This window comes from Collinsella intestinalis, from assembly GCF_902364775.2.
In the GTDB taxonomy this organism is placed as follows: Bacteria; Actinomycetota; Coriobacteriia; order Coriobacteriales; family Coriobacteriaceae; genus Collinsella.
Map to the genome: position 1 here is coordinate 503,260 of NZ_CABJEU020000001.1, position 14,390 is coordinate 517,649.

The window sequence follows — 14,390 nt, forward strand, 5'->3', positions numbered from 1 at the left end:
AATGCAGCTTCATGACCTTACTCCGGCTCAGGGTTCCACCCACAGCCGCAAGCGCGTCGGTCGCGGTAACTCCGGCAAGGGCGGCACCTACGCTGGTCGCGGCCTGAACGGCCAGGGCTCCCGCTCCGGCGGTACCAAGGGCGCCGGTTTCGAGGGCGGCCAGACCCCGCTCGCGATGCGTCTCCCCAAGCTCCCCGGCTTCAAGAACCCCCGTCGTATCGAGTTCACCGCTGTGAACGTCTCTACGCTCGAGGTCAAGTTCGAGGACGGTGCCGTTGTTGACGGTGCCTCCCTCAAGGCCGCTGGCATCACCAAGTCCGAGTTCGAGCCCGTCAAGGTGCTCGGCGACGGTGAGCTTTCCAAGAAGCTTACGGTCAAGGTCGATAAGGTCTCCGCTTCCGCGAAGGCCAAGATCGAGGCCGCTGGCGGAAAGGTCGAGCTTCCGTGCTAACTGGTTTGAAGAACACCTTCCGCATCAAAGAACTCCGCGGAAAGATTCTTTTTACCATCGCGATGCTCGTTGTGTACCGTATCGGTGCGCACGTTCCCGTGCCCGGCATCCCCTTCCAGGCGATGTCGGGCCTTTTCCAATCCGCTGGCGATACCTTCGCCAGCGGTGCGATGGCCCTGCTGAATCTTTTCTCGGGCGGTGCGCTCTCTTACGTGTCCGTCTTCTCCCTGGGCATCATGCCCTACATCACGAGCTCCATCATCATGCAGATGCTCCAGGCCGTTGTGCCCAGCCTGCATGAGTTGGCCCGTGAGGGTGAGGTTGGCCAGACCAAGATCACCCAGTACTCCCGTTACCTCACGCTCGGCCTCGCCCTGCTGAACTCCGTCGGTTACCTCTTCCTCTTCAAGAGCTTCGGTATCCAGTTCAACGGTGCGGGCGCCCCCGAGATCATCTTCGACATCATGATCGTGGGTACGCTCACTGCGGGCGCCATGCTCATCATGTGGATCGGTGAGCTCATCACCCAGCGTGGTATCGGCAACGGCATGAGCCTGATCATCTTCGCCAACATCATGGCCGGTCTGCCTCAGGCTATCTTCCAGTCCATCGAGGGCGGCAACATGGGCGTCATCACCACGCTCGTCATCCTCGTTGTGATCCTGTGCGTCATCCCGTTCATCGTGTACCTCGAGCGCGGTCAGCGTCGCATCCCGGTGCAGTACGCCAAGCGCGTTGTCGGTCGTCGCATCATGGGTGGTCAGTCCACGTATCTGCCGATCAAGGTGAACACCGCTGGCGTCATCCCGATCATCTTCGCGAGCGCCCTGCTGTACTTCCCGGCTCAGCTTGCGGTCTTCTTCCCCAACGTCGGTTGGATGCAGACCTTTGCCGGAGCGCTGTCCAGCGGCTGGATCAACTGGATCCTGAACGTCGTCCTCATCGTGTTCTTCGCCTACTTCTATACGTCCATGGTCTTCAACCCGGACGAGACGGCTGAGAATCTCAAGAAGCAGGGCGGCTTCATCCCCGGCGTTCGTCCCGGCAAGCAGACGGCTCATTACATCAAGAATGCGCTGAACAAGATCACGCTCCCGAGCGCAATCTTCCTCGCATGCATCGCCATCGTCCCCTCGATCGTGTTCTCCTTTACGAACAACGCGCTCATCCAGGCCTTTGGCGGCACTTCGGTTCTGATCATGGTCGGTGTTGTCATGGACACCATCGACAAGGTCGAGAGCCAGCTCAAGATGTACGACTACGACGGTTTCTTCAAGTAGGTCTCAAAGGAGTCTCTCATGAACATCGTGTTGTTGGGCGCCCCCGGCGCCGGTAAGGGCACCCAGGCCCAGCGCCTCGTCGCCGACTACGGCGTGGCCCACATCTCCACCGGCGACCTGCTCCGCGCTGCCGTCAAGGCTCAGTCCGAGCTCGGCGTCGCCGCAAAGAAGTACATGGATGCCGGCGAGCTCGTTCCCGATCAGCTCGTGATCGATCTCGTCAAGGAGCGCCTCGCCGCCGATGACGCCCAGAAGGGCTTCATCCTCGACGGCTTCCCGCGCAACACCACCCAGGCTGTCACGCTCGACACCGAGCTTGCCGCCATGGGTCGTGAGCTCGACGGCGCCCTGTTGGTCGACGTCCCGGCAGAGGTCATCATCGACCGTCTGTCCTCTCGTCGTACCTGCCGTGACTGCGGCTACACCGCCGGTCCGGACACCACCGTGTGCCCGTCCTGCGCCGGCGAGATGTATCAGCGCGACGATGACAAGCCCGAGACCATCAAGAACCGCCTCGATGTGTACGAGAAGAACACCAGCCCGCTGGTCGAGTACTATCGCGGCCAGGGTATCCTCAAGGTCGTCGACGGCAACCGGGACATCGACCTGGTGTACACCGACGTGAAGGCTGAGCTCGGCCTATGATCAAGTTCAAGTCTGCCGCCGAAATTGAGCAGATGAAGAAGGCCGGCGCGCTGTCCAAGATGGCGCTCCGTCACGTCGGGGCGATGATTCGTCCCGGCGTGTCCACCTTCGAGCTCGACCAACTCGCCGAGCAGATCATCCGCATGCATGGTGGAACCCCGGCCTTCAAGGGTTACGGTGGCTTTCCCGGCTCCATCTGCGCGTCCCTGAACGATGCCGTCGTGCACGGCATCCCCAACCCCGACGTCATCCTGCGCGACGGCGATGTCATCTCCATCGACACCGGCGCCATCGTGGATGGTTGGGTGGGTGATAATGCCTGGACGTTTTACGTCGGCACCCCCTCCGTTGAGGTCAAGGGTCTGTGTGAGTGCACGCTCGACTGCCTGAAGGCTGCCATCGAGCAGGCCGTTCCCGGTAACCACATCGGTGATATCGGTCACGCGGTGCAGTCCCTCGCTGAGGCCAACGGCTACGGCGTGCTGCGCGACTATGTCGGTCACGGTATCGGCCGCGCCATGCACGAGGACCCCAATGTGCCGAACTATGGTAAGAAGGGTCGCGGTGTGAAGCTCGAGGCCGGCATGGTCATCGCAATTGAGCCGATGATCACGCTCGGATCCAACCGCGTTCACACCGGCGCGGACGGTTGGCTCGTCAGCACCAACGATGGCCTGCCCGCGGCTCACTACGAGAACACGGTTGCCATCACCGAGGATGGCCCCGTTATTCTCACCCAGGATGCCAAGGGTCCATGGTGCTCGATGTCCGGCGGTGTCATGTAAGCTGATTCATTATGATGGGTCAGGAAAAAATTATGTAGCGATTGGGAATTTCCCGATCGCGTCTTTGGCATGTAGTAACATGCAATGCTGCTGTCGTTTTCAAGAGAAAGATGATTGCCTTGAAGAAGGAAGACGCCATCGAACTTGAAGGTACGGTCACTGAGCCGCTGCCCAACGCCATGTTTCGCGTTGAGCTGGAGAACGGTGTGTCCGTTCTCTGCTCGATCTCCGGCAAGATTCGTATGAACTACATCCGCATTCTCCCGGGCGATAAGGTCACGGTGCAGCTGTCTCCGTACGACCTCACCCGCGGTCGCATCACCTATCGCTATAAGTAGCGACAGTCTTTGTGCCGACACAGGAGGAAGGGGAGTGCTCTGCCCCCGATACCCGCGCCGTGCAGCCAGCCATTCGTTGTAAACGCCTGCGGCTGGGCGAGTAGATAACATTCCACCTTGTAGCTTGAGCACTACCGAAAGGAAGAACGATGAAGGTACGCCCTTCCGTCAAGAAGATGTGCGATAAGTGCAAAATCATCCGCCGCCATGGCAAGGTCCTCGTGATCTGCGAGAACCCGCGCCACAAGCAGCGCCAGGGCTAAGAGAGGAGATCCACAGTGGCCCGTATTAACGGTGTCGACCTTCCGAACGAGAAGCGTGCGGAGATTGGTCTGACCTACATCTACGGCATCGGCCGCACCACCGCAGCGAAGATGTGCGCCGATCTCAACATTGTCGACGGCACTCGCATCAAGGACCTCACCGAGGAGCAGATCTCGGCGATCCGCGATTACATTGATCAGAACGGCCTGATGGTCGAGGGTGACCTCCGTCGTGAGCGCTCCCAGAACGTCAAGCGCCTCATGGACATCGGCTGCAACCGTGGCCTCCGTCACCGCAAGGGCCTCCCTGTTCGCGGCCAGCGCACCCACACCAACGCTCGTACCCGCAAGGGTCCGAAGCGTCAGATCGGTGCCAAGAAGAAGAAATAAGGGAGACTGACGCATAATGGCTACTGCAAAGAACAAGCGCGGCGCCGCCACCCGTATCAAGCGCGCCGACCGTAAGAACATTTCCGTGGGCCAGGCTCACATCCGTTCTACGTTCAACAACACCATCGTTTCCATCACCGATCCCGCGGGCAACGTCATCGCCTGGCAGTCGGCCGGCACGGTGGGCTTCAAGGGCTCCCGTAAGTCGACCCCGTTTGCCGCTCAGATGGCCGCCGAGGCTTGCGCCAAGGCCGCTATGGAGCACGGCATGCACAAGGTCGCCGTCTTCGTGAAGGGCCCCGGCTCGGGCCGCGAGACCGCGATTCGCTCCCTCCAGGCCGCCGGCCTCGAGGTCGCCAGCATCCAGGACAAGACCCCCATCCCGCACAACGGCTGCCGCCCCAAGAAGCGTCGCCGCGTGTAACTGAAAGGATCGATTTACTATGGCAATCGACAGGACTCCGGTTCTCAAGCGCTGCCGCCAGCTCGGGATCGATCCCGTTGAGCTGGGTTACAGCAGCAAGAAGGAATCTATCCGCCAGCCCAAGCGCCGTCGCAAGGAATCTGAGTACGGCATGCAGCTGCGCGAGAAGCAGAAGGTCAAGTTCATCTACGGTGTTCTTGAGAAGCAGTTCCACCACTACTATGAGCACGCTCTCCGCATGGACGGCGTCACCGGTGAGAACCTCATGATCATCCTCGAGACCCGTCTCGACAACGTCGTGTTCCGTCTCGGCTTCGCTCGCACCCGCAAGGAGGCTCGTCAGACCGTTCGTCACGGCCACTTCACCGTGAACGGCAAGCGCGTTGACATCCCGTCCTACCGCGTGAAGGCCGGCGACGTCATCGCCGTGGGCGAGAAGTTCCGCGACCTGCTCCCCATCAAGGAGGCCCTCATCTCCTCCGAGCGCTTTGAGGTTCCCGGCTGGCTCGAGGTCGACATCGAGAAGCTTTCCGGCAACGTCATCTCGCTGCCCTCTCGTGACCAGATCAGCGGCGATATCAACGAGCAGCTCATCGTCGAGCTTTACTCGAAGTAATCGTTCGCGCGCTACGCTGGAGGTATTACATGTCAGAATTCATCAGGCCCCAGGTTCACGTCGAGGAGATCAGCGACACCGCTGCTCGCGTCTCCGTCGAGCCTCTGGAGCGTGGATACGGCGACACGCTGGGTAACTCCCTGCGCCGTGTGCTGCTGTCCTCGCTCGAGGGTGCAGCCGTCGAGGCCATCCAGATCGATGGCGCCCAGCACGAGTTCACCACGATTCCCAACATGGTCGAGGATGTCACCGACATCGTCCTGAACGTGAAGGGTCTCGTGTTCCGCACGCTCGGTACCACGGACGAGGGCACTGCGACCATCTCGGTCGACGGTCCTTGCGAGGTTACCGGCGCTGACTTCTTCATCCCGTCCGAGTTCGAGCTCGTGAACCCCGAGCAGCACATCGCTACCCTCACCGAGGGCGGTCACCTGACCATGAGCATGCGCATCGGGTATGGTCGCGGTTACGTGTCCTATGAGCAGAACAAGCGCGACAACGACCCGATCGGCATCATCCATGTCGACTCGCTCTTCTCGCCGGTCAAGCGCTGCGCCAAGCTCGTCGAGGCCTGCCGCGTTGGTCAGCACACCGACTACGATCGTCTGGTCCTCGAGATCGAGACCAATGGCGCGATTTCCCCGCGTGACGCCGTCGTCTCCGCTGCCAACATCATCAACCAGCACATGGCTGCGTTCATGACCCTGGCCGACGAGCCCGAGGCGGAGGAGGAAGTCTCCATCTTCGCCCCCGAGGTCACGAGCGACAATGCCGAACTTGATAAGCAGATCGAGGATCTGGACCTTTCCGTCCGCTCCTACAACTGCCTCAAGCGCGCAAGTATTCACTCCGTGCGTCAGCTGGTCGAGTTCTCCGAGAACGACCTGCTGAACATCCGCAACTTCGGCGTGAAGTCGATCGAGGAAGTCAAGGACAAGCTTGAGTCCATGGGTCTCAGCCTCAAGGCTTAACCCAGGTATTAGAGGAGAACCAGACCATGCGTCACAACAAGAAGAAGGGCCTGAAGCTCGGCACCGATGCCAGCCACACCAAGGCCATGAAGAAGAGCCTTGCCAAGGCGCTCTTCGAGAACGATCGCATCAAGACCACCGAGACCCGCGCCAAGGCGCTGCGCAGCTACGCCGAGCCCATCATCACCTGGGCCAAGAAGGGCGATCTGCACTCTCGTCGTCTCGCCATCGCCAAGCTCGGCGACAAGAACCTCGTTGCCGAGATCTTCGACAAGGCCGCTCAGGGCATGTGGGCTGACCGCAACGGCGGTTACACCCGCATCATGAAGCTCGGCCCGCGCAAGGGCGACTGCGCCGAGATGGTCATCATCGAGATCGTCTCCGAGCCCTGCACCCCCAAGGCCAAGAAGGCTGCTCCGGCCAAGAAGGCCGCTGCCCCCAAGGTCGTTGAGGCTGAGGAGGCCGCCGAGGTCGTCGAGACCGAGGCTGCCGAGGCTCCGGCTGAGGAGTCCGCTGAGTAGCTCGTGCTACTTTGCTAGCTGCATACGAGGGCGGTTCTTCGGAACCGCCCTTTTTCGTATCCTGCATTGGTTTAGATTTGAGGGGAGTGACATGATCGACCTGCATGAGGTGTCTATTGCCTACGACGGCACCGCCGTGATTAACGGAATGTCCTTCTGCATCTCTCCCGGAGAGATTGTTGCCCTGGTGGGGGAGAACGGATGTGGCAAGTCCACGCTTGGGCGCGCCATATGTGCAGCTCAGCTCGTTGACGGAGGTGCCGTGGTTGTTGACGGTCACGACCCTTCCGCCAGTGAGCTGGAACGCTTGCGCGTACGCGAGCTGGTTGGCTACGTCAGACAGGATCCGCTCGATCAAATTGTCTCGTCGCTCGTTTTCGATGAGGTTGCGTTTGGTCCTCGGAATCTCGGTATCGGTGAAGACGAGGTTGCTCGTCGTGTCGACGAGGCCCTGGAAATGTCATTGCTTCACGGATTTGACCAGCGGGTCACAACGGAGCTCTCCGGTGGTGAGCAGCAACGTCTTGCACTCGCCGGTGTGCTGGCCATGCGGCCGCGCTATCTGGTACTCGACGAGCCCACCTCCCAACTTGATCCTTGCTCCCGCAAGCTTATGCGGGGCCTGTTCACCGCGCTCTCCCATGAACGTGGGATGGGCCTCGTTCTCATCACCCATGATGACAACGAGATTGCGCTGGCTGATAGGGTCATCGTGTGTGACGGATCCGCTGCCCGCGATTCGGTCCGTGGTGAGGCTCATTCCGGCACTGAGCCTCGTATCGAGGCTGGCTTTCGACCCGATGACGGACGACGAGGCGCTGGCAGAACCGCTGGACAGACCGTAGTGTCGCTCGATCACGTTGTGTTCTCCCACGGAGGAAGAACGGTTCTCGACGGTCTGGACCTTGATCTGCATGCTGGTGAGCTTGTGATACTCGCCGGCGCGTCCGGCGCTGGAAAATCGACCCTCTCTTCCCTCGCCGCCGGGCTGCTCGAGCCTGATGCAGGTACCGTGCGCGTATGCGGTCGAGCTGCGACGCCGGGGATGGTGGGGGTGGCGTTTCAGCAACCCGAGTCGCAGTTCTTTCACGATACCGTCTTCGATGAGGTGGCCTTTGCCCCGCGCAACGCCGGCCTTGACGAGCGTGAGGTCCGCGTGCTTGTGGAGCGGTCCATCGGAGCGGTCGGGCTTCCCGTGGATGTTCTCGAACGCTCTCCGTTTGAGCTTTCAGGCGGCCAGGCGCGCCGTGTGGCAATCGCCTCGGTCATTGCTTTGGATGCGCCGGCTTACATCTTCGATGAGCCGAGCGCTGCACTTGATGCGGAGGGCCGTTCATGTATCCATGGGCTCGCCTGTGAACTTGTCGAGGAGGGGCGCGCGGTACTCGTCGTCACGCACGATCTTCCGGAGTGGGAGCGTCTTGCCGACCGTGTGCTCGTGCTGGAGGGCGGTGTGCTTCGCCCAGATGGTCTTGAGGGCGCTGAAGCCTGTGCTGCCCATTCCGACGAGCCGCCAGCTCTCAAGAGGCCTTCTGCGCGTTCTCAGGCTCCTATGGGGCCATTTGGCGGCTATGTGGCGGGTACCCCGCTCGCCCATGTCGATGCGCGCGTCAAGATCCTAGTGCTTCTTGTCGCCACGCTGGGCGTCTTTACCGCAGCCGATGCGTGGGGGTGGTGCTTCTGGTTCGCCGCGCTTGCGGTCACGATGTTCAGCGCGCGCATGGGGGCTCGCGATGTTTTGCGCGGTATGCGACCCGTAGCCATCATCTTGATGTTTACGCTTGTGGCTAATCTCGTCTCCTGCGACGGCCATGGAGCGGTGCCGCTTGCGGGTCCCGCACGTCTCGATCCTGCCGGCGGGATGAGGGGCGTCACCGCTGTCGTGCGCATTTTGATCCTTGTGGGATTTTCCCTCGCGGTTTCGTCCTCAACCACCGCCACGCAGATCAGCGATGCGGTCGTGCGCCTGCTTCGTCCGCTTGCGCGTTTCGGCATGCCCGTGGCCGCCCTCGGAACGGTGCTGTCGCTGGCATTGCGGTTTATACCCTTGGTGAGCGAGGAGCTCGGCCGTATCCGTCTGGCGCAACGCGCCCGCGGGGCCCGCTTCGATGAGGGCGGTCTTGTCGAGCGCATTCGCATATGGGGGTCCGTGCTCACACCGCTCATGGTGGGCCTGTTCCGTCGTGCCGACTGTCTCGCCGAGGCCATGTCGGCCCGTTGCTACGATGCGTCTTCCGAGGGCCGGCTGCCCGTGCCGCGACCGCTCGGCCACCGTGATCGAGCGTTGCTCGTGGCCTCTCTGACGTCCATGGCGGCAGTGATCGCCGCTTCTTTGATAGGACGAGCCCGATGAAAGGGGATTCCATGACCAAGACCGCCACCGTTGACGCCGTGCCCGTGTCCGGGGCCTATCCGGCTGTAGATGAGCTCGATGGGACGCTCGTGTTCCGCCTGGGTTATGACGGCGCCGCCTTCAGCGGATTTGCCGAGCAGCCCGAGGGCCTGAGGACCGTGGCGGGCGAGGTTCGAAGGGCGCTCGAGACGTTCTTACGCCGGCCTGTCGATTTGACGTGCGCCGGTCGCACGGATGCCGGTGTTCACGCCGTATCGCAGTATGTGAGCATTCCCGCGCATGCCGAGGAGCTTGCCATCACGCATGCCCGTTGGATGCGCGCCATGGCGGCCTTGCTACCCTCCGATATCGCCCTGAACGCCGTATATCATGCGCGCCCGGGGTTCTCCGCCCGTTTCGATGCTCGCTCGCGTACCTACACGTATCGCATCGTCACGGGGGATGCGCGTCCGCTGCTCACGCGTTCCGTCACGTGGTGGCATCGACTGCCGCTCGATATGGATGCCATGGAGCGCGCCGCGACGTGCCTGGTGGGGGAGCATGATTTCAAGAGTTTTTGCAAGACATCCTCCGCTATCGACAAACCAACGTGCCGCAACGTCATCGCCGTCTCGTTTGAGCGGGCGTCGGCGCTGGGGGAGGAGCACATCGCCTTCACTATCACCGGCAATGCCTTTCTGCACTCGATGGTGCGGACGATTGTGGGCAGCCTGGTCGAGGTCGGGGCGGGTCGAAGGGATGAGTGCTGGCTTTCCGACGCCCTGGCTGCCTGCGACCGCCGGGCCGCGGGCCCGACGGCGCCTGCACGCGGCCTGTGTTTCATGGACGTCGCCTATGACGAGGGTGCTCTGACGCCGTGCCCATAGACCCTTGGAATCGTGAATTTTGCAACATTATTCACCTTGTGCTTATCAATTGCGCATTCTATGCAAGAATGGTTCAATCATAAGCAAGAAGAGGTTCGAGAGGGCCTGAGTTACGGGCGTGTTCTGCTGCAAGTGGCGCGTCCGCAATGGGGACGGTGATTGTCATGGCCAAGAAACGCAACGGTCGTCAAGACGCTATCCGCGAGATCGTGCGCACTGCGGATGTTCGCACGCAACGAATGCTCGTCGATGAGCTCAAGGCGTGCGGTTTCGACTGCACCCAGGCGACCGTGTCGCGCGATATCGCCGACATGGGCCTGCACAAGCTTCCTGAGGGCATGTACGTCTTGGCGGAGGACCTGCATCTGCAGCGCATGGTCTCCGAGCTGGTGATCGGCGTGCAGCGCACTGAGAATCTCGTGATCATCAAGGCCCAGCCCGGTACGGCTCTCGGCATCGCCGCGGCCATCGATGCGGCCGAGTTGCCTGATGTCCTCGGTTCGCTCGCCGGCAACGACACCATTCTTGTCATTACACGGACTGCCTCCGACGGCGAGCAGTTCGAGCTCATGATCGGCAAGCTGAGGAGCGTGCGCAAGTGAGCCCCATGATCGTGCACACCGTGCTGTTTACCCTGCTTGCGGTCCTTCCCATCGCGCTTATCGCGCTGCTCGTATCCTATTGGCGCCGTTCGAGGTAGGTCGCATGGGGAACGGTCGGTTGGCGTAGTGCACGCGCGGGTCTTAGGTGCCCGGTGCGTTTGTCCAGCTACTGGATCATTTCCTGCCGCGTGCCCACGGCGGCACTGGAGCTGCAATATGGATTGATATGAAATCGCCCCCGTCGCATGGCGGGGGCGATTTGCATGTACCTGTGGGTTATAGGACAAAAAGTGTGTCCAATTCTGGGCCGTCTACGCAGGTAGGCGGCCCTTTCTCGTGACTTTATAACTCGCCACCGGTTTTAAGCACTCGGACAAAATGTGTGTCCGCTAGACGGACGTATCCGCAGGTAGATACCCTCTTTTAGACGCCTTAAAAACCGTCTGCGGGAGGTCCGCCGTGAAGTCCGTGAAGTGCCCGTCCTGCGGGGCGAAGATGAAGAGGAACGGGAAGACGTCGGCGGGAAGGCAGCGGTGGCGCTGCCCCTCCTGCGGGGCGTCGTCGACGGTCCGCCGCGATGGCGCCGCCGCCCTGCGCGAGTTCCTCGGCTGGCTCATGTCCAAGGGCTCCCAGCTGGAGATGCCCGGGCAGGGGAGGTCCTTCAGGCGCAGGACGGCCAGGTTCTGGGAGCTCTGGCCGATGCCCGTCCCGGACGGCGAGTGGCACCGCGTGCTCTACGTGGACGGGATCTGGCTCGCGCGCGACCTCGTCGTGCTCATCTGCCGCAGCGACGAGCGCGTCGTCTCCTGGTACATGGCGCGCTCGGAGACCTCGAGGGCGTGGTCGGCGCTGATGGACCCGATCCCCGCGCCGGACGTCGTCGTCGCCGACGGCGGGACGGGCTTCGCCAGCGCCGTGCGGCGCAGCTGGCCGGGGACGAGGGTCCAGAGGTACGTGTTCCACGCGTTCTGCCAGGTCAGGCGGTACACGACCTCGCGCCCCAGGCTCCAGGCCGGGGTCGAGCTCTACGGGCTCGCCGGGGACCTGCTGCACATCGGGACCCTCCACCAGGCCGAGCTGTGGGTCGAGCGCTACCTGCAGTGGTGCGGGTTCTGGGCGGACTTCCTCGAGGACACCTCCGTCATCGACGGCAGGCGCGTGTTCACGCACGAGAGGCTGAGGAGGGCCCGGTCCTCCCTGTCGCGGCTCGTCTCGGAGGGCACGCTGTTCACCTACCTGGACCCGGAGCTGACCGAGGCGGGCCCGCTGCCGAGCACGAACAACGCGGCGGAGAGCCTGAACGCCCGCTTGCGCGACATGCTCAGGAACCACCGCGGCATGTCGCTCATGCGCAGGGTCAAGGCGGTGTTCTGGTGGTGCCACATGCACTCCGGGGACGCCCGCACCGCGACGGAGAAGCTGGCCACCATGCCCACGGACGAGGACATCGACTTCCTCTACCGCACGTACTCGGCCTCCCCGAAGAGGGCCGACGGCGGCCCGGAGTGGGGCGACAGGGCCGTGTGGGAGGAGCTCCACCACAAGGACCCGTTCCCCTGGTGGCTCGATTGAGGGACGGGAACATGAGTTCTATCGGGACACACTTTTTGTCCTATAACCCGTACCTGTGTAGGGCGCGTGCTACTGGGGCGTCGTGGGGGTCGTTCCGCCGGTCTCGGGCGCGGGAGTCACGGGAGGCTGCGGGGTCGTGGGGGTCTGAGGCTGCGGGGTCGTGGGGGCCTGGGGACTCTCCCCTTCGCCCTCCTTATCCGAGGACTCCTCCTCTTGCTTGGCCGCTTCCTCGGCCTGCTGCTGTGCGGCGAGTTCCTCGGGGGACTTGGTATGGGAGAACTTCCACTCGCTGTTGGGCTTGTACTCGGGCGTCGGTCCCTCAGGGAATTCCTCTCGGGGCGCGTCGGCCAGGACGGCCTTCATGAAGGCCTTGAAGACAGGCAGGGTCATCGTGCTGTTGTTGACGTTCTTAATGGGCGTGTTCGTGCCGGAGTGGCCGACCCAGATCGAGACGGAGAGTTGGGGGGTGTAGCCGCAGAACCACAGATCCGTGGTGTCGGAGGCAGTACCGGCGGTTCCTGTCTTGCCGGCGATGGGTTGCTTGATCCAGGGGTTGCCGGTAACGCCGGTGCCGCCACGCTCCATGACGGTTTCGAGGACCTCGGTCACGGCCGCGGCATCGCCGGCGGTGAGGGCCTGGGTCTTCTCGTCCTTGTGCGTGTACACGACCTCGCCGGCGCGCGACTTGATCTCGGTGATGGCAACGGGTGCGCGGTGCTCTCCGCCGTTGGCGAAGGAGGCATAGGCATTGGCCATTTGCAGCGTTGTGACGTCGCCGGTGCCCAGCGTCATCGAGAGGACGTCGTGCATCGAGGAGGTGTCCAGACCGAGGCTCTTGCAGGTCTGCAGGATGTTCTGATTGCCGATGGTCTCGGCCAGCTGCACGTAGCCGGTGTTGGAGGACACGGCGGTCGCCGAGGCAAGGGAACGATACCCGTAGTTGTGATTGCCATAGTTCTGGATTCTGACGTCCTCGCCACCTGGGTTGTCCCAGTACAAGGGGGACTCGCAGTTGATGGTGATGTTGGGATTCACGCCCATCTTGATGGCGGTGGCCAGGGTGAAGCTCTTGAAGGAGGATCCAGGCTGGCGTTTGGCGGTCGCATGGTTGACGTGGTTGGGGTCGGCATTGTAATCGCGGCCGCCGACCATGGCCTTGATGTGACCGGTCTTGGGGTCGACCACGCTCATGCCTATCTGCAGGTCGTTCGCGGCGGGGTACTTGTTGATGTTCTCGACGGCAGCGGTCTCGGCGGCCTGCTGGATCGCGGGGTCGATGGTGGTGGTCACGGTGAGGCCGCCCTTGAACAGGACGTCGGTGGAGAACTCCTCCTGCAGCAGGGACTTCACGTAGTCGACGAAGTAGGGGTGTGCGTACACGGAGATGCCGGTGTCGGAGGTCTCGGTGACGTTGAGCGCGAGCGGCTCGGCTACGGCGGCGTCGTACTCCTCCTGAGAGATGGTCCCGATGCGCAGCATGTTGCCGAGAACCTTGTTGCGGCGGTCGACGGCCACGTCGGGGTTGGCGGTGGGGTCGTAGTACGAGGGCGAGTTGGGCAGGCCGATGAGCAGCGCGGCCTCGGCGAGCGTGAGCTCGTTGGCGTTCTTGGAGAGGTACGTCTTGGAGGCGGCCTGGATGCCGTAAGCGCCATGTCCGTAGTAGATGGTATTGAGGTACATCATGAGGATCTCGTCCTTGGAGAAGATCTTCTCCATCTCCATGGCGATGAAAGCCTCGCGCACCTTGCGCTCGATGGTCTGGTCGAACTGCTCTTCGGACAGGATGGTGTTGCGCACGAGCTGCTGGGTGATGGTCGAGGCGCCCTCGGATCGGCCGGAGAGCTGTGCCAGGACGGCGCGTCCGATGCCGATGATGTCGACGCCGTTGTGCTCGTAGAAACGCTCGTCCTCGACGTCGACGGTGCCCTTGAGGACCCACTCGGAGACCTTGTCGGCCGTGACGCTCTCGCGATTTTGGACGAAGAACGTGGCGATCTCGGTGCCCTGGGAGTCCAGGATATGCGTGGGCTCGCTCACGAGGTACTCGTCGGCATCCGTGTAATCGGGGAGGTCGGAGAGCCAACGGTTGATGTTGCCAAGCATGCCGATGCCGAACGCGATGCCGGCGACGAGGAGAAAGCCCAGCACGGAGAAGAGCACGACGGGGGTGGCGTGCGTTTTTGCGCGAGAGCGCGCATGACGCTGGCGAGGACCCATAGTTGACCTCCTGCGATCCAATCGGGCGAGGAGCCCGGTCACGTACACATAGATAGCTGATACGATACCGCATGCGAGGACCAGCGCCCGCGTGGC

General features: G+C 62.3%; 16 protein-coding genes. 15 read left to right on the top strand and 1 reads right to left on the bottom strand.

Annotated features, from left to right (window positions below; translation table 11 throughout):
- The first annotated feature begins 1 nt into the window (after position 1).
- From rplO to FY258_RS02205, 15 genes are all read left to right on the top strand, one after another.
- Positions 2-451, top strand: a complete 450-nt coding sequence (gene rplO, locus FY258_RS02135; protein WP_118102726.1) for a 50S ribosomal protein L15 — start codon at positions 2-4, stop codon at positions 449-451.
- The gene (gene secY / locus FY258_RS02140) at positions 445-1,731 is read left to right on the top strand and encodes a preprotein translocase subunit SecY (RefSeq protein WP_118102728.1); all 1,287 of its coding nucleotides are present in this window, start codon (positions 445-447) and stop codon (positions 1,729-1,731) included. Before rplO ends, secY begins: the two co-directional genes overlap by 7 nt.
- Before the next feature lie 18 nt (positions 1,732-1,749).
- Positions 1,750-2,376: an adenylate kinase gene (locus FY258_RS02145; protein WP_006723031.1), complete on the top strand. Its 627-nt coding sequence runs from the start codon at positions 1,750-1,752 to the stop codon at positions 2,374-2,376.
- Positions 2,373-3,161 carry a type I methionyl aminopeptidase gene (gene map / locus FY258_RS02150; protein WP_118102730.1) on the top strand — a complete coding sequence of 263 codons (789 nt, stop codon included), beginning with the start codon at positions 2,373-2,375 and terminating at the stop codon, positions 3,159-3,161. Before FY258_RS02145 ends, map begins: the two co-directional genes overlap by 4 nt.
- Before the next feature lie 119 nt (positions 3,162-3,280).
- A complete protein-coding gene (gene infA / locus FY258_RS02155) occupies positions 3,281-3,499 on the top strand; it encodes a translation initiation factor IF-1 (RefSeq protein ID WP_039910571.1) in 219 nt (72 codons plus the stop codon).
- A gap of 149 nt (positions 3,500-3,648) precedes the next feature.
- The gene (gene rpmJ, locus FY258_RS02160) at positions 3,649-3,762 is read left to right on the top strand and encodes a 50S ribosomal protein L36 (RefSeq protein ID WP_006363204.1); all 114 of its coding nucleotides are present in this window, start codon (positions 3,649-3,651) and stop codon (positions 3,760-3,762) included.
- 15 nt (positions 3,763-3,777) lie between these two features.
- Complete coding sequence (gene rpsM / locus FY258_RS02165; protein ID WP_006723027.1) at positions 3,778-4,152, top strand: 30S ribosomal protein S13; 375 nt, start codon at positions 3,778-3,780, stop codon at positions 4,150-4,152.
- A gap of 16 nt (positions 4,153-4,168) precedes the next feature.
- Positions 4,169-4,576: a 30S ribosomal protein S11 gene (gene rpsK, locus FY258_RS02170; RefSeq protein WP_006723026.1), complete on the top strand. Its 408-nt coding sequence runs from the start codon at positions 4,169-4,171 to the stop codon at positions 4,574-4,576.
- A 19-nt stretch (positions 4,577-4,595) separates the two neighbouring features.
- Positions 4,596-5,192 carry a 30S ribosomal protein S4 gene (gene rpsD, locus FY258_RS02175; RefSeq protein WP_118102732.1) on the top strand — a complete coding sequence of 199 codons (597 nt, stop codon included), beginning with the start codon at positions 4,596-4,598 and terminating at the stop codon, positions 5,190-5,192.
- A gap of 29 nt (positions 5,193-5,221) precedes the next feature.
- Positions 5,222-6,163, top strand: a complete 942-nt coding sequence (locus FY258_RS02180; protein WP_118102734.1) for a DNA-directed RNA polymerase subunit alpha — start codon at positions 5,222-5,224, stop codon at positions 6,161-6,163.
- A 26-nt stretch (positions 6,164-6,189) separates the two neighbouring features.
- On the top strand, positions 6,190-6,684 hold the full coding sequence (gene rplQ, locus FY258_RS02185) for a 50S ribosomal protein L17 (RefSeq protein ID WP_118102736.1): 495 nt from the start codon (positions 6,190-6,192) through the stop codon (positions 6,682-6,684).
- Positions 6,685-6,775: 91 nt separating this feature from the next.
- Positions 6,776-9,037, top strand: coding sequence for an ATP-binding cassette domain-containing protein (locus FY258_RS02190; RefSeq protein WP_118102738.1), 2,262 nt, complete (start codon positions 6,776-6,778; stop codon positions 9,035-9,037).
- 11 nt (positions 9,038-9,048) lie between these two features.
- Complete coding sequence (gene truA / locus FY258_RS02195; RefSeq protein ID WP_182279371.1) at positions 9,049-9,903, top strand: tRNA pseudouridine(38-40) synthase TruA; 855 nt, start codon at positions 9,049-9,051, stop codon at positions 9,901-9,903.
- Positions 9,904-10,067: 164 nt separating this feature from the next.
- The gene (locus FY258_RS02200; protein WP_039910324.1) at positions 10,068-10,505 is read left to right on the top strand and encodes an arginine repressor; all 438 of its coding nucleotides are present in this window, start codon (positions 10,068-10,070) and stop codon (positions 10,503-10,505) included.
- 459 nt (positions 10,506-10,964) lie between these two features.
- Complete coding sequence (locus tag FY258_RS02205) at positions 10,965-12,077, top strand: IS1249 family transposase (protein WP_118102740.1); 1,113 nt, start codon at positions 10,965-10,967, stop codon at positions 12,075-12,077.
- A 69-nt stretch (positions 12,078-12,146) separates the two neighbouring features.
- Here FY258_RS02205 and FY258_RS02210 read toward each other — a convergent pair whose 3' ends face one another.
- Positions 12,147-14,294, bottom strand: coding sequence for a transglycosylase domain-containing protein (locus FY258_RS02210; RefSeq protein ID WP_182279372.1), 2,148 nt, complete (start codon positions 14,292-14,294; stop codon positions 12,147-12,149).
- Between the last annotated feature and the right edge of the window lie 96 nt (positions 14,295-14,390).

What these genes read in the sequence shown, in the direction of transcription:
- rplO (WP_118102726.1), top strand. Translation starts at nt 2, where the DNA reads ATGCAGCTTCATGACCTTACTCCGGCTCAGGGTTCCACCCACAGCCGC.
- FY258_RS02145 (WP_006723031.1), top strand. Translation starts at nt 1,750, where the DNA reads ATGAACATCGTGTTGTTGGGCGCCCCCGGCGCCGGTAAGGGCACCCAG.
- map (WP_118102730.1), top strand. Translation starts at nt 2,373, where the DNA reads ATGATCAAGTTCAAGTCTGCCGCCGAAATTGAGCAGATGAAGAAGGCC.
- rpmJ (WP_006363204.1), top strand. Translation starts at nt 3,649, where the DNA reads ATGAAGGTACGCCCTTCCGTCAAGAAGATGTGCGATAAGTGCAAAATC.
- rpsK (WP_006723026.1), top strand. Translation starts at nt 4,169, where the DNA reads ATGGCTACTGCAAAGAACAAGCGCGGCGCCGCCACCCGTATCAAGCGC.
- rpsD (WP_118102732.1), top strand. Translation starts at nt 4,596, where the DNA reads ATGGCAATCGACAGGACTCCGGTTCTCAAGCGCTGCCGCCAGCTCGGG.
- FY258_RS02180 (WP_118102734.1), top strand. Translation starts at nt 5,222, where the DNA reads ATGTCAGAATTCATCAGGCCCCAGGTTCACGTCGAGGAGATCAGCGAC.
- rplQ (WP_118102736.1), top strand. Translation starts at nt 6,190, where the DNA reads ATGCGTCACAACAAGAAGAAGGGCCTGAAGCTCGGCACCGATGCCAGC.
- FY258_RS02190 (WP_118102738.1), top strand. Translation starts at nt 6,776, where the DNA reads ATGATCGACCTGCATGAGGTGTCTATTGCCTACGACGGCACCGCCGTG.
- truA (WP_182279371.1), top strand. Translation starts at nt 9,049, where the DNA reads ATGACCAAGACCGCCACCGTTGACGCCGTGCCCGTGTCCGGGGCCTAT.
- FY258_RS02200 (WP_039910324.1), top strand. Translation starts at nt 10,068, where the DNA reads ATGGCCAAGAAACGCAACGGTCGTCAAGACGCTATCCGCGAGATCGTG.
- FY258_RS02210 (WP_182279372.1), bottom strand. Translation starts at nt 14,294, where the DNA reads ATGGGTCCTCGCCAGCGTCATGCGCGCTCTCGCGCAAAAACGCACGCC.